The following is a 14,440-nucleotide window of genomic DNA, read 5'->3' as shown; positions in this document are numbered from 1 at the left end:
CATGCCGGCCATTGTTCTCATATGGCCGCTCTCGTCAAGTTTGCTGACTCTGCCAGGACTCAAGATGAATCGTAATGACCTGCGTCGTGTCGACCTGAACCTGTTGATCGTGTTCGAAACATTAATGCATGAGCGCAGTGTGACTCGGGCGGCGGAGAAACTCTTCCTCGGCCAGCCGGCCATCAGTGCGGCACTGTCGCGCCTGCGCAGCCTGTTCGACGACCCGTTGTTCGTGCGCACCGGGCGCAGCATGGAGCCATCGGCGCGGGCAGTGGAGATCTTCGCCCTGCTCTCGCCTGCCCTGGACTCGATTTCCACGGCAGTCAGCCGCGCCGCGGAATTCGACCCGGCGACCAGCACCGCAGTGTTCCGTATCGGCCTGTCGGACGACGTCGAGTTCGCCCTGCTGCCGATGCTGCTCAAGCGCCTGCGCGCCGAAGCGCCGGGAATCGTCCTGGTGGTGCGCCGCGCCAACTACCTGCTGATGCCGGCGCTGCTGGCCTCCGGCGAAATTTCCATCGGCGTCAGCTACACCCAGGACCTGCCGGCCAATGCCAAGCGCAAGGTGCTGCGCCGCAGCCTGCCCAAGCTGCTGCGGGCGGACACCATGCCCGGCGCCCTGAGCCTCGACGACTTCTGCGCCCGCCCCCACGCCCTGGTGTCGTTCGCCGGCGACCTCAGCGGTTTTATCGATGAAGAGTTGGAAAAACTCGGGCGCAAGCGTCACGTGGTGCTCGCCGTGCCGCAGTTCAACGGCCTCAGCACCTTGCTCACCGGCACCGACATCGTCGCCACCGTGCCCGACTACACCGCTGAAGCCCTGACCGCCGCTGGCGGCGTGCGCGCCGAAGACCCGCCCCTGCCGGTGCGCACCTTCGAATTGCACATGGCCTGGCGCGGCTCCCAGGACAACGACCCGGGCGAACGCTGGCTGCGCTCGCGGATTCAGATGTTCTTCGGCGACCCTGACAGTCTTTGAAGCTTGCAGGACGGCGCCCCGCACGCCCCATGAAGCCCGCGCCGTGTTCAACCGCGGTCGATGCGCGGAGCTCGTCCCGAGCTACACGATGGCGTCAGCCTCTGCGAGTCAGGCCACACGGCCTTGCGGCTGCTGCCCGGTTCCCAGCATGAGCAGCGCCTCGGCCGCCAGGCTGTAAGTCCTGTCCGGGTTGGCCACAATCACCCCGACGGCAGACAACCGCTTGAGCGCTTCACGGATACTGATGACCGTCAGCTCCAGGGCATGGAGCTTTTCATGCACATCCCGCACGCTTATGGATCTGCCTTGCGCAACCGCATCTTGCAGGATGCCGATGATCTTGAGCCTCAGCAAACTGCTGCGTAAGCCGTAGCGCTGAAGCAACTCGTGGATATGTTCATTACTGCTGCTGCAGTCGAACGCTCTGTACATTGACGCCTCCCTGGCGTACCGCAAACCAATGTTTCTCGAGTCGGGCCGCCTGGCGGCCCGAAGCTGCCGTGCAATCAGGATTGCGCGGGATGAAGCGAACGCCAGTGGAGTATTTGCTGCTGGATGTTCCAATGGATGATGTGTTCGTACAGCGTTTTGATGAAGGCCGGGTCAAACCCGGCGTCAGCGGCCCACGCGAGGCGCTGTTCAAGCATCGCGGCGACCCGTTCCGGGGCCGGAATGGCCTGCTCATTGGCCTTGAATTGCGTGGCAGCCTTGACGTAGCCCAGGCGTTTTTCGAGCGCCTCGAAGATTTGCCGGTCATGGTGGTCAATACCCGCCCGGATATCGTCAAGGCTGGTGCAGGCATCAGGGCTTTTCAGTGGCAACATTGTGAGTGTCTCAAATCTGCAGAGGTGGAAATCGTCGGGGAATGTTCATATGACATCGAAGCGCGAATCAGGCATGCGGACGTGCGTCTGCAGCCGAATGCCGGCGGTATGGTCATCGCTGTCGTCGCGTTTTGCACGCCAGACTTCCGGCTGTGTTTCGGCAATGATCTCGTCGATCAGTGCGTCAACCATACGGGTATCCCGATGATGGGGCGTGGTGATCAGGTGTGCGTTATCACCGGATGTCGCCAGGCTGTATTTCTTCGCGATACGCGCAGAGGGGCACGGGAACACCACGGTGATCGAGTTTTCATTGCGCCAGGCCGCAATGCCCGCGGCCTGCATCCGGTCGACGGCATGCTGGGCGATCACCAGGCTGTGCTGGACGCGGCGGCGCCATTGCGCCGGCGAGTAACTGCGTAGCGCCGCCCACATCATCATCGGCGTATGGCCATTGCGTGAACCGCTGATGGTCTTGTCACTGGCGCTGATGTAATCGACGTCGACGGAGATGCGCTCGACGTTGTCGCGCTTGGCCACGACAATCCCGCAGGGGATCGGCGAACCGATCATCTTGTGGCCGGAGACGCAGATCGAATCGATGCCATCGGCAAAGGTAAACGGCTGCGGCTGATCGACAAAAGGCAGGATCATCCCACTCAGTGCCGCATCGGCGTGCAGGTAGTAATCCTTGCGGGCAATGCCTGCCTGTTGCAGGCGGTGCTGGATGACTGCAATGTTGTCGACCGCTCCGCGCATGGTCGTGCCGATGTTGACGAAGATGATCGGGTGGCGCTCGTTGTCGGCAGCAATCTTCGCCAGGAGGTCGTCGTAGTCGATCTCGCCATTGGGCAGGGATTCGACCGCGCGGCATTTGATCCGCAGCAGCTTGACGATTTTCGCCACCGAATAATGGGTGTCCTTGGAGTAATAGAAGGTGCCGTCGGGAAACAGCTCACGGCCCAGGTAACAACCGAACATGTTGCCTTCGGTGCCGCCGTTGGTGACGTAGCCCCAGCTGTCCTCCAGGCGAATGTCGAACAGCTCGGAGAAATACGCCATCACCTCTTTCTCGAAGTCGAAGGTGTTCAGCACATAATTGCTGGGGGCCGCCCAGTCTCCACAGTTGTTGATGGAAAAGCGCAGAAAGCGATGCAGCGCCGAGTAATCGAAGTCGGCGTTTTCCGGGTAGCCAATGTTGAAAAACTGATGTTCCAGGCAATGCTGCCAAAACTCATCCAGCCGGGTTTTATCGGCGAAAGACAAAGTCATATTCAACTCCTTTTAAACTGACCTCAAAGGCCGCACCCTAGCCGGTGCGGCCTGCTGCTGGCTGTCAGGCAGCCTTCTGGCGCGCTTCCACGAGCGACCACCAACCCGCCAGGGTGGGGGCGCTGGCCAGCTCTTCAAAGCTCACCGCAATGCCACGCTCCTTGAGCTCGGTGGCCAGCTTCATGACTTGCAGGGAATCCAGGCCGTAGAAGATCAGGTTTTCCTCTGGATCAAGCTCATCGCCATCCTCGAGCAGTTGCACCAACCGCGACTGCAACCACTGGCGAGTGGTATCCACCGCCAACAGGTGACGCAGCTGCTTCTTGTCGATCTTGCCCACGGCAGTAAGCGGCATGACCTCGATCATGCGGATGCGGTCCGGCAACTTGTATTCGGCGATGCCCAGATCCAGCAAGTGACGCCTGAGCGCCGGCGCCTTGAGGTTGGGGTTGCGCGTAACGACAAATGCGCAGCTCTTCTCACCCAGTTTTTCATCGGGCATGGCCACCAGCCCGGCATGGGTGACCTCCGGATGCAGCACCAACAGGTTCTCGATCTCTTCCGAGGCCACCTTCTCGCCACCGCGGTTGATCTGGTCCTTGATCCGCCCGACTACTCGCAGGTCGCCGGTGGCAGTCATCTGCACCAGATCACCGGAGTAATAGAAGCCGTCCTGGTCAAACGCCTTGACGTTCTGCTCCGGGCTTTTGTAGTAACCGCAGAAGGTGTAAGGGCCGCGGGTGGCGAGCATGCCGGTTTCGCCAAGTGCGACGGGCACGCCCTCCTCGTCCACGATCTTGATTTCGTCTGCCGCGCTGATCGGGCGTCCCTGGGTGGTGAAGATCTGTTCATCACTATCGTCCAGGCGGGTGTAGTTGATCAGCCCCTCGGCCATGCCGAACACCTGCTGCAACTTGCAACCGAGCACCTCGGGTACCTGGCGTGCCAGAGAGTCGGCGAACACTGCGCCGCCGACCTGCAGGTACTCCAGCGATTGCAACTGCTCACGGTGCTGCGGTGCAGCCTGCAACCAGAGCGCGACAGCGCTAGGGACCAGGGCCACGGTATTGACTTCGTGCCGATGGATCAGCTCGAAACAAGTCAAAGGCTCCGGGTTCGCGGCCATGACCACGCAGCCTCCGGCATGCATGATGCCCAGGGCACCTGGGGAGCTGAGCAGGAAGTTGTGCGCCGCGGGCACCGCGCAGAGGAAACGGCTACGGGTCGTCAGTGCACAGACGTCGGCGCAGGCGCGGGCGTTGTAGTAGTAATCGTTGTGCGTGCGCGGGATGAGCTTCGGGGTACCGGTGCTGCCGCCCGACAACTGGAACAACGCCACTTCATCCGCTGCCGTGGGTGCGTAATGCACCGGGCGGTCGCTGGGGCTGTCGAGCAACTGTGCAAGGCTTCGCTCAGCCTCGGGCTCGCCCAGGAACAAAGTGACCTGCGGCTGGGCGCCGGCTTGCTCGAAGAGCGCAACGTAGCTGTCGTCGCGAAACACTTCATGATCGCGGGAGGCAATCAACAGTTTCGGCAGGATCTGGCTGGCGTATGAGGTCAGCTCCAGCTTGCGGTGGCTGTACAACGCCATGAGCGGCGCAACGCCGGCTTTGAGCAGGGCAAACAGCGCCACATAGAATTCGGCGACGTTTGGCAGTTGCACCAGCGCCGTATCGCCTTGGCCAAGCCCTCGCGCCGCCAGGCGCGAAGCCAGGTTGGAGGACAGTCGATCGAGTTCGGCGTAAGTGAAACTCCGCTCTCCACAGATTACCGCCAGCGCATTCGGCTGGGCTTGGCAACGCTGCTGCAGAATCTGCGTAAGTGGCTGGTCGATCCAGTAGCCATGATCGCGATAGCGCTGAGCTCTGTCCTGAGGCCAGTGATTGAATTCAAGAGTCATAAGGTTTCACACATCAGAAGTTTTGGTTCAGTGGGGCAATCCGCAAGCACGCAGCATGGTGCGTAGCTTGGTCTGGACTTCCGCCCATTCCATTTCAGGCTGCGAGGCTTCGACGATGCCTGCGCCGGCAAACAGCCGGACACGATTGCGCCTGATCGTGCCGCAGCGAATGGTCACGACCCATTCCCCGTTACCCTGTGCATCGCACCATCCCACCATGCCGGTGAAAAGCCCGCGCTCGGCCGCTTCGACGAAGCGGATCAAACGCCGCGCGCGCTCGGTAGGGAAACCGCATACGGCCGGTGTAGGGTGCAGCCGGCAGGCGAGCTGCAAGGCTGTCACGCCCGGGTCGATCAGGTTGCCCTCTATGCGTGTAGACAGATGCCACAGCGCCGGCGTACTGATCAGGGAGGGACGCTCGGGCACATCCAGGCGGGTGCACCATTCGCCCACCCGGGAGGCGATATCGCTGGTAACGAATTGGTGCTCGTAGTGATCTTTTTCCGAGGCCGCCAACCACGCGGCATTACGGCGGTCAGCCTCGGCATCGGCCATGCGCTTGGCCGAACCGGCCAGCGGATTGGAAATGAAGCTCGGCCCTTCCTTGCGCACAAGCAGCTCCGGGCTGACGCCTAGCAGTACCCCGCCATCGCCCATCGGCACGCGGAAGTGGTAACCGCTTGGGTTCTGCGCACGCAGGTTGCGCTCGACAATCTCAGCATCGACGTCCTGTGCGAACACCAGCTCACGTTGAGTGGAAAGCACCGCCTTGCGCACATCGCTGTGGCGGAAGTTGACGATGGCATGCTCCACCGAGCGCTTGAAGGCGTGTTCGCCGGGTATGTCGTGTTGTTCGAGCAGCTCGGGCAATGCGGCGCTCGCGCCCTCTGCTTCCGCTTCTGCATTGCGTGTACGCCATTCGGCGTGTTCGGGGATATAGAGGCAGGAAGCCTCGGCGGGGTCGAACGGAACGGCGCCGACCATGATCGGGTTCGCCTGGCCTGCTTGGCGGGCACGTTCGAAAGCACGCGCAACCGCCTTCTGAAACACACTTTCTGGGTCATCCCCACCAACGGCAGGGGTTTCAACCCGCTGCATCGCACCACTGACCACCAATTCTCGATCACCTGAGGTGAATGAGAAACTCGTTTCCTGTTGTGCCTTGTCGATGTCACTCGCCCTGAGGACGCTTGTTCTCATCTTGCATCAGCCTCCATGCTAGCTGGTCAAAATTTCTCTTGAAACTTAATCATTCTCGTTTCTAATAATAGAGGACGCCATTTCTTATGGCTTGTCAATGACGTGATATGAGTGATCCATGAGAGAGTTAACTTCGATGCAAGCCGCCTGTTGGATCGGGCGCACTGCTCATGCGGCACTAGGGAAAGTTTCAGCTCATCTGTACGCAGAGTTCGACGGCCATGCCATTGACCTGCAAAGGCTGCGCAGCGCCTTGGCCCAAGTCGCTTCGATGCACCCCATGCTGCGCTTGCGAATCAGCGAGGACGGTCGACAAAGCGTCGCCTCGGTCGACCAGGCACCGCAGCTCGAGGTCGACGACCTGCGCTCGATGACCGCGCAGGAGGCAACGCAGCACCTGCTGCGCAAACGTGAACTGTGGAGCCATCAACAGCTGGACCTGCGGCACGGCAATCCTGCGCGTTTCAGTATCAGCCTGCTCGCCGACCAGCAGTTCCGCCTGCACGTAGATACCGACATGATCGGCGTCGATCCCTCTAGTTTCCGCACATTAATGGAAGACCTGGCTGACAGGTATGAAAACCACGAGCAGCCAGCGGGAGCCCGGCCGACCTTCTTCGACTGGTGGGACCGCGCGGGCTCCGATGCCCGGCTCAAGGCCGCCCATGACCGCGATCGCCACTGGTGGCGCGAGCGCCTGGGCGACATCGCACCGGCGCCGAGCCTGCCATTGCTCGAGCAGCAACCAGCACATGCCCGCAGCGAACGCCTGAGCAGTTGGCTTGACCCGCAGCAACGCCAGGCGCTGACGCAACTGGCACGGCAGCGCAGGATCACCCTGTCGAACCTGATGCTCGGGTTGTTTGCGGCCGTGCTCGGCGCGCACACCGGCGACCCTCGGTTTCGTCTCAACGTACCGACGTTCTGGCGCCACCCTCTGCTGGACGACGTCGACCAGATCATTGGCGATTTCGCCAATGTGCTGATCCTCGACGTGGAGAACCAGACCGACACCAGCCCGGCAGCGCTGAGCACTCAACTGGCGCAAAAAATGGTGAGCCTGCTCGAGCATTGCGCCTACTCCGGCGTGAACGTCATGCGCGACCTTTCTCGCCATCATGGCTCACCACAGTTGGCTCCCGTGGTATTTACCGCCGCCCTGGATATGCCCGGTGGCGAGCTGCTTTCCGAACGCGTGCGGCGTAACTTTGGGCCAATGAACTGGCTGATCTCGCAAGGCCCGCAGGTCGCGCTCGACGCACAATTTGCCTGCGCCGACGGCGGCATCCTGATCAATTGGGATATCCGCCTGGACGCCCTGCCGCAGACTTGGGTAACGCGGCTGTTCGAGGCATTCCTGTCGTTGGTGACCGACGTCGCCAAGAGCCCCGCCACCTTCGACCAGCCGTTGCCCCGCAAGGTATCGACGCAGCCGCTGAATGCGTTGCAACAAGCCTATCTCCTGGGGCGCAGCACACAGATGCCGCTCGGCGGCGTGGCCATGCAAGAGTTTCGCGAATACCGCGGCGCAATGGCGCTAGACCTGCTGCGCAGCCGCCTGGCTGAAATGGTCCGGCGCCATCCCGGCCTGCGCACGCGTATCGACCCGAACAAGCGGGTGCAGTACGTCAGCGAAGACGAGCAGTTGAATCTGGATGAAATCGACCTTCGCCACCTTTCGATCGAAGACGCGCTGGCCGATATCGATGCCCGGCGGGACGACTTTGCGCATGCCATCTTCGATCTGGACCGTGCGCCGTGGAACATCACCGTATTCAAGCTGGCCCAGAGGCAATTGGTGGTATTCGCCCGCATGGATGCGTTGATTCTGGATGGGCGCTCGATCGCCACGTTGATGCTGGAATTGTTCGAAGGCTTAACGCCGCAAGAGCCGTCGGGCGAGACCACAGCCGCACAGGCGAATGTGGGCGAGCAGCGAAAAGTGGACGCCGCCTACTGGACAACCAAACTGGCACCCGTCGCAGGCGCCCCGCGTCTGCCCTGGCTGGTGCCCCTGGACCGGGTTGGCGCTTCGCGCTACGCACGAGAAAGCCTGCTTGTCCCCAAGGAAAGCTTTGCAAAACTGTGCAAGGTCGGCGCCCGCCAAGGGCTGCTCAAGAACTCCGCGCTGATGGCGGTCGTGCTCGAAGTGCTTTCGCACTGGGTCAACGAAGGCGACTTGTGCGTGGCAATTCCCGTTGCACCACTGTCGGACGCGGCATTCGCCAACCGCTCAAGCTTTATTGCGATCAACTGGACAGCGGACGACGAGCGTTTCGTCGAGCGTGCGACCCGCTTGCAGGTGGACGTGATGGAAGGCCTGCAGCACCTGGCGTTTTCCGGAGTGGATCTGGCGCGCCTGCTGTTCGACAGGTGCGGCCCGGGCCCGGTGTTACCCGTGGTCATCACCAACGGCCTGTCCTGGCCTTCGGCCCCTGCCGACAGCGCCATGCGCCTGCACGACGGGCTGACCCAGACGCCTCAGGTAGCCATGGACATCCGCTTCTCGGCCAATGCCGATGGGGCATTGCTGCTCGACATCGACTATGCCCGCGAGGTGCTCGCGCAACCGCTGGTCACCGACATCCTGCATACGCTGGGGCGCGCCATCGAACGGATCGCTAGCAGTAGCGATTTCGCGGTGGAAGCAGCGTCAATCATCGACACCCACCATTACCGTTTGAACAGCCCGCCTGACGAGGCTTACGGTGATGGGTTCCTCGGTCAGATAGCGCGCAATCTGTTTACGCCGGGCAACCGCAAAATCGCCCTGGTCTGCGCAGACCGGCAACTGAGCTATAACGAACTCGGTGACGGCGTGGCCCGCATCATGGCCGCCCTGCAAGCCCGCGGGCTGCGCCAGGGACAGGTGGTCGCCATCTGCCTGCCGCGTAGCTTCGAACACACCCAGCTGACGCTGGCCTGCGCACTGGCGGGGCTGATATGGGTGCCGATCGATGCTGCGGCGCCGGAAGAAAGAAGGCGCTACCTGCTCGACAATTGCCAGCCCGATCTGGTGGTGCTGAACGATGCCCAAGCCGTCGGGCACCCGACAGCCACCAGCGGCGAGCTGCTTGCAACGCCTGCGGCACTACCCGATACGCTGGCCGACCTGTCAATGAACGATGCCCCGGGGTACTACCTGTATACCTCCGGCACGACAGGCCAACCGAAGTGCGTCGTGCTGAACAATCGCGCCACCAGCAACGTGATCGGCAGCACCCTGGCCAACTGGGCCGTGACCGCCAGCGACGTATTCATGTCGGTGACGCCGTTGCACCATGACATGTCGGTTTTCGATGTGTTCGGTTGCCTCACCGCTGGCGCCACACTGGTGCTGCCTGGCCCGGGCGAGGACAAGGACGCGGTGCGCTGGAACCAGTTGATCGCCCAGCATCGGGTCAGCTTGTGGTGCTCCGTGCCGGCCATGCTGGAAATGCTCCTCGCCTGCCGCGCGGGCAACGCATTGCAGAGCTTGCGCTTGATTGCCCAAGGGGGGGACTACATCAAGCCGACGGTGATTGCCGAACTGCGCGAGCTGTTGCCTGGCGCGCGGTTGATCTCGTTGGGTGGCCCGACCGAAACCACTATCTGGAGCATCTGGCACGAAATCGGCGAGGAAGATCGTGGGCAGATCCCATATGGCCGACCGCTGCCTGGCAACAGCTATTACGTCCTGGATAACCAGGGTCGCCATTGCCCAGCGGGCGTGGTTGGGCGCATTCACACCGCCGGCGTCAACCTGGCCCTGGGCTACTTGCAAGGCAGCGAGCGAGTCCAAACCGACTTCATCACCGTCAACGACCTACAAGGCCTGCCGGTCCGCGCTTTCCGAACCGGCGACTGCGGGCGTTATCGCACCGATGGCACCTTGCTCTTCGACAGCCGGGTCAATGGCTACGTGAAAGTGCGTGGGGTCCGGGTTTCGCTGCCGGATATCGAGATGGCGTTGAGTACGCATCGCTCGCTCCGACAGGTGCTGGTGGTTGATTTCGGTGACCCGCGCCAAGGCGAGGTAAGCCTTGGTGCGCTCTACGTCAGCGACCCGGCCGGCGCAGCACCGAGTGCAACCGAGCTGCGCAACTACGCGCGCTTGCACCTTGCGCAGTCGCATGTACCCACGCGCTTCATCAGCGTCGCCGAGCTGCCGCTTTCGCAAAATGGCAAGGTCGACCGACAGCGGGCACGGGCCCTGCTCTGCACCCAGCCAGCGGCCGACGCCCCTGCCCTGCCAACGGCGCGGGACAAGGTGCTGGACATTTACCTGGCGGTGCTGGGGCAGACCGCTAACGCCGCCCCAGCGGACTTCATCAGCCTGGGTCTGCGCCCACAGCATTTGAAGGCCATATCGGCGCGGATGCAGGAGCAGTTCGCCGTGACGCTATCGCCTGGACAGCTGTTGCGTTGCCGCAACCCCGAAGAGGTGGCGCAACTGCTCACGGCAGCAGGCGCCTGAGCCGATTGTTTTTTGCCATGAACCGAGCGGGCGCCGACGTGACGCCCGCTTTCTGACAGCAGGATGTAGGGAGAAGTACGGGATGAAGGATGCACCCATTGTAGATATCGCCGGTGTCGGCGTTGGCCCGTTCAACCTGGGCCTCGCCGCACTGCTCGGCACCCATTCCGAGGTGAGCGGCATCTTTCTTGAACGCAAGACCGAGTTTCGCTGGCACGAAGGGCTGCTATTGCCGGGCACTACCTTGCAGGTACCGTTCCTGGCCGACCTGGTGACCATGGCCGACCCCACTCACCCACTGAGCTACCTGAATTACCTGCACCAGCACGATCGCCTCTACCAGTTTTATTACTACGACAACTTCCAGGTGCCGCGCCGGGAATACGACCACTATTGCCGATGGGCGTCTCAGCAGCTGGCTGCCTGCCACTTCGGCGAGGAAGTCTGCGATGTGCAGTATGACGCCGATGCCGACCGTTTCCTGATCGAAAGCCAGTCTGTGTCCGGCTTCAAACGGCATTACTACAGCCGACATCTGTCGGTGGGCATCGGTACCTCGCCGATCCTGCCACATTGGGCACAAGTGAAGAGCTCGGCCCCAATCATGCATTCGGCGGAGTTCGGCAAGCGCCAGGCGCAGCTGGCGCAGTGCCAACAAGTGACGGTCATCGGTTCCGGGCAAAGCGCTGCCGAGTGTGTGCTGGCGCTGTTCAACGAGCTGACCCCGGAACGGGTCGCAGCCGGCGCTTCCATCCGCTGGATCACCCGTGCTCCCGGGTTCCATCCGATGGAGTATTCCAAGCTCGGCCAGGAGTGCTTTACCCCGTCCTACATGGAGTACTTCCACAGCATCCCCCGCGAGCGCCGCCGCGATATCGTCGCTGGGCAAGGGTTGCTGTACAAGGGCATCAGCTTCTCGACCATCGGCGACCTCTACGACCTGATCTACGAGCGCTCGATCGGCGGCGCAAACCCCGGGCTGACGCTGCTGTCCAATTGCGAGGTCGAGCGGATCGAGGCTAACGCCGGCAAGCTGAAAGTGATGTATCGCCATCGCGAACTGGGCCAGGCCAGCAGCTTCGAGGCGGATGCGCTTGTTGCAGCGACCGGGTATGGGCATGCCTGGCCACAATGGTTCGAGCGCCTCAAGGGCAGCGTGCTGGCGACCGACGAGCACGGCGACTGCATCGTCGAGGAAGACTTCACCGCACGCCGCTGCGACAACGGTCAAGGGCGCATCTTCGTGCAGAACGCGGAGATCTTCCAGCATGGGGTCGGCTCACCCGACCTGGGCATCGCCGCCATTCGCAATGCGACGATAATCAACCAATTGCTGGGCCGATCGCACTATCGCCTGCCCAAGCGCTCGGCATTCCAGCGTTACGGAATGCACGAGGAATAAGTCCTTCTCCCACCCAAAAAAATCCGGGGCGCCTGGCGCCCCGGAAACTATCGTGCAACGGCTAACCCGATCACGCTTCAGGCCCGCACATGCTCGACCTTCACCGCAGCACCTTCCGGGCTCACGAACAGTGCGAACACTTGCTCGATGGCAGCGCTGACGCGTGCCATCTGCTCGGCGCTGTAACGGTCCGAGCGGTAAGTCACCACCAGCCGCAACGAGCGCTGGCCATCGAGCATGTTTTCCATGATCTCGAACTGGATACCGAACATCGACTGGTTCTTGTCCGGGTCAATGTGCCGATAACGGATCGACCCCGCGTCAGGTATCGGCAACGCGCCGTTGAGTGCGTTGTTGGCGTGGATCTGGACGTAGACATCGAACAACAGGCCGTCCGCGGGCGTCATGCCCAAGGCTTGCTGGATATGCTCCATAGGCACATCGGCATAGGCCATCGATTCATTGATCAGGCGGCTGGTGTTTTCGATCAGGGCGCCAACGGTCTGCCGGGAATCGAACTGCACACGGTGCGCCACCATCGTGGTGAAGTAGCCGACCGTTTCATAGTACGCAGGGTCGGTACGCCCGGAGGCGGACGTGCCGATGACCAGGTCCTGCAATCCCCCCACTTTATGCAAGGCCAACGCAATCGCGCTGTACACCACACCGAACAGCGACGAATTGTTTTGCCGGGCGAAACTGTACAGGTGGTCGATCAGGGTTTGGTCCGGCTTGATCTCGAACCACTCGGCCCTGGTGGAAACCTCGCCCACCGCTACGCGGGAGTCGCCATCGACAACCGGCAGGGTCAGCCCAGGCGTGGCAGGGCGCAGCATGTCGGTCCAGTAGGCCAGATGCTGCTGATTGATTCCCCTGGCCTGCTCATGCACCGAATATTCGTGGAACGAAGGTGCCGGAGCCTCCCATACAGGCGCCTTGCCGACAGCACGGGCCAGGTAGGCCTTGCCCAGTTCTTCCATCATCACGTTGAGCGACCATTCATCGATCGCCATGTGGTGCACCAGCAGCGACAAGGTCTGCCGCTGACTCTGCGGATCGCGCAAGAACCGCACGCGCATAGGCAATTCACGAGACAGGTCGAATTGGTAGCTCGCTTCGCTGGCCAGTGAGGCCCCTTCACTCTCATCGCTGGACCAGAACCACTTGAAGCGGCCCAACTGGCCAGGCGCGATCCTTTGCTGATAAGCCTCGCCCGCCTCGAAATGGAAGGTGGTCCGCAGGCTGGCATGGCGCTCGATCAGGTCGGTAAAAGCCTGCTCGAACAAGCGCTCATCGACCTCGTCGAGGAAGTCCATGGCAAACGGCAGGTTGAAAATTGTACCGAATTCAAAGGCGACATAAGCGCGGCCGAGCGAAGCCTGGGCCAGGGCGAACGGTGCTTTCTGCACCTCTTGAGCCTGCTCGGACAAGGCGCATGCGCCCGCCGTCCCAAGGACCTGAGCCCGCGAAGCCAGGGCCGCAGCCGTGGGTGCGCTGAAAAAGTCGTTGAACTGGACTTCAATGCCGTGAGTGCTCAACAGCTTGCCAATGATGCGGGTGGCCAGCAGCGAGTGGCCGCCAAAATCGAAGAAGTCGTCATCCTGCGCCATGGTCGGCTCGCCCAGGGCACTGCGAAACTCATCGAGGATGACCGTGACCACCTCTGCGCGGTCATGGCCGGTATCAGCGGACCGGGCCACAGCCACCGTGTCCGGGGTGCCGGTGCCGGAGGTGCCGTGGCGCTGCAGCCAAGGCAAATGCGCAGCGCCCACGGAGCGCCCGGCGTAAGCATCCAGGGTCATTCGGTACAGGTCATCTTCGCGGCAGGTCTGGTCGAGTACTTGATGCAGTACAAAGGCCAGGATTACATCGGATTTTATCTGCACGATCAGTGCAGCCAAAGGCGGCTGGTTTTCAGCGTCCCACGGCTGGGCCTGGTGCGCCAACAACAGTTCTTGTGCCTGACTATCGTCATCGGCCTGCAACATCGCAACGCAAGCCCGCCAGTCGTCTTCACGCACTTTGAGCAGCTCGCCCTCGTCGTTGAATCGATAGCGGACGTTGAGTTCCGGTATGTGGGTGATGACTGCCTCGAGCGCCGCCTCGAGCCTGGCCGGATTCACCTCGTCGGTGAACCGCCATGCGCTAAAGTGCTTGAGGGCTTGTTCAGGGTATTGCTGCTGCAAGAGCCACGCATGCTCTTCAAAATCGCTGACAGATAGCTGAGTCGCTGTATCTGGATTGCGTTCCATCATGGAATTTCCCGCCTTAACAAACAAAACAGTAGGTGGTAGGCACGGCCGCGAGTGCCGACAGACCCATCCTCGGTCTGGTGGTAACGCCCAGGTGTTCTGAGCATCGGAGTGAGGTGCGAGCAGGTGCATTGCACGGGGTGCAGAAACGCCTG

Annotated in this window: 9 protein-coding genes; 3 read left to right on the top strand and 6 right to left on the bottom strand. The window is 61.8% G+C overall.

Annotated elements, in window-relative coordinates:
- The first annotated feature begins 64 nt into the window (after positions 1 to 64).
- Positions 65 to 979 (top strand): LysR family transcriptional regulator, encoded by a 915-nt coding sequence (locus BLV20_RS01840; RefSeq protein ID WP_092296153.1) that lies wholly within the window; start codon positions 65 to 67, stop codon positions 977 to 979.
- A gap of 108 nt (positions 980 to 1,087) precedes the next feature.
- Here the strand turns inward: BLV20_RS01840 and BLV20_RS01835 are convergent, their stop codons facing one another.
- From BLV20_RS01835 to BLV20_RS01815, 5 genes are all read right to left on the bottom strand, one after another.
- Positions 1,088 to 1,411: a hypothetical protein gene (locus tag BLV20_RS01835; RefSeq protein WP_092296150.1), complete on the bottom strand. Its 324-nt coding sequence runs from the start codon at positions 1,409 to 1,411 to the stop codon at positions 1,088 to 1,090.
- Positions 1,412 to 1,485: 74 nt separating this feature from the next.
- Positions 1,486 to 1,803, bottom strand: coding sequence for an isochorismate lyase (locus tag BLV20_RS01830; protein ID WP_092296146.1), 318 nt, complete (start codon positions 1,801 to 1,803; stop codon positions 1,486 to 1,488).
- 45 nt (positions 1,804 to 1,848) lie between these two features.
- Positions 1,849 to 3,075, bottom strand: a complete 1,227-nt coding sequence (locus BLV20_RS01825) for a histidine decarboxylase (protein ID WP_092296143.1) — start codon at positions 3,073 to 3,075, stop codon at positions 1,849 to 1,851.
- Positions 3,076 to 3,139: 64 nt separating this feature from the next.
- On the bottom strand, positions 3,140 to 4,975 hold the full coding sequence (locus BLV20_RS01820; RefSeq protein WP_092296140.1) for a (2,3-dihydroxybenzoyl)adenylate synthase: 1,836 nt from the start codon (positions 4,973 to 4,975) through the stop codon (positions 3,140 to 3,142).
- A 27-nt stretch (positions 4,976 to 5,002) separates the two neighbouring features.
- Entirely contained in the window at positions 5,003 to 6,175 is a 1,173-nt protein-coding gene (locus BLV20_RS01815; protein WP_092296137.1) for an isochorismate synthase, read from the bottom strand.
- A gap of 118 nt (positions 6,176 to 6,293) precedes the next feature.
- On the opposite strand from BLV20_RS01815, the gene BLV20_RS01810 reads away from it, so the two are divergent.
- Both BLV20_RS01810 and basC read left to right on the top strand, forming a co-directional pair.
- Positions 6,294 to 10,631, top strand: a complete 4,338-nt coding sequence (locus tag BLV20_RS01810; RefSeq protein ID WP_092296134.1) for an amino acid adenylation domain-containing protein — start codon at positions 6,294 to 6,296, stop codon at positions 10,629 to 10,631.
- A gap of 82 nt (positions 10,632 to 10,713) precedes the next feature.
- Complete coding sequence (basC, locus tag BLV20_RS01805; RefSeq protein WP_092296131.1) at positions 10,714 to 12,033, top strand: putative histamine N-monooxygenase; 1,320 nt, start codon at positions 10,714 to 10,716, stop codon at positions 12,031 to 12,033.
- 77 nt (positions 12,034 to 12,110) lie between these two features.
- Here basC and BLV20_RS01800 read toward each other — a convergent pair whose 3' ends face one another.
- Entirely contained in the window at positions 12,111 to 14,417 is a 2,307-nt protein-coding gene (locus BLV20_RS01800) for a condensation domain-containing protein (RefSeq protein ID WP_256577633.1), read from the bottom strand.
- Positions 14,418 to 14,440: the final 23 nt, after the last annotated feature.

This window comes from Pseudomonas sp. NFIX28 (assembly GCF_900107395.1).
GTDB lineage: Bacteria > Pseudomonadota > Gammaproteobacteria > Pseudomonadales > Pseudomonadaceae > Aquipseudomonas.
This window is presented reverse-complemented; position numbering and strand designations above follow the sequence as displayed.

Excerpts from the sequence above, each read along its gene's own strand:
- BLV20_RS01840 (WP_092296153.1), top strand. The coding sequence starts at position 65 with ATGAATCGTAATGACCTGCGTCGTGTCGACCTGAACCTGTTGATCGTG.
- BLV20_RS01835 (WP_092296150.1), bottom strand. The coding sequence starts at position 1,411 with ATGTACAGAGCGTTCGACTGCAGCAGCAGTAATGAACATATCCACGAG.
- BLV20_RS01830 (WP_092296146.1), bottom strand. The coding sequence starts at position 1,803 with ATGTTGCCACTGAAAAGCCCTGATGCCTGCACCAGCCTTGACGATATC.
- BLV20_RS01825 (WP_092296143.1), bottom strand. The coding sequence starts at position 3,075 with ATGACTTTGTCTTTCGCCGATAAAACCCGGCTGGATGAGTTTTGGCAG.
- BLV20_RS01820 (WP_092296140.1), bottom strand. The coding sequence starts at position 4,975 with ATGACTCTTGAATTCAATCACTGGCCTCAGGACAGAGCTCAGCGCTAT.
- BLV20_RS01815 (WP_092296137.1), bottom strand. The coding sequence starts at position 6,175 with ATGAGAACAAGCGTCCTCAGGGCGAGTGACATCGACAAGGCACAACAG.
- BLV20_RS01810 (WP_092296134.1), top strand. The coding sequence starts at position 6,294 with ATGAGAGAGTTAACTTCGATGCAAGCCGCCTGTTGGATCGGGCGCACT.
- basC (WP_092296131.1), top strand. The coding sequence starts at position 10,714 with ATGAAGGATGCACCCATTGTAGATATCGCCGGTGTCGGCGTTGGCCCG.
- BLV20_RS01800 (WP_256577633.1), bottom strand. The coding sequence starts at position 14,417 with ATGCACCTGCTCGCACCTCACTCCGATGCTCAGAACACCTGGGCGTTA.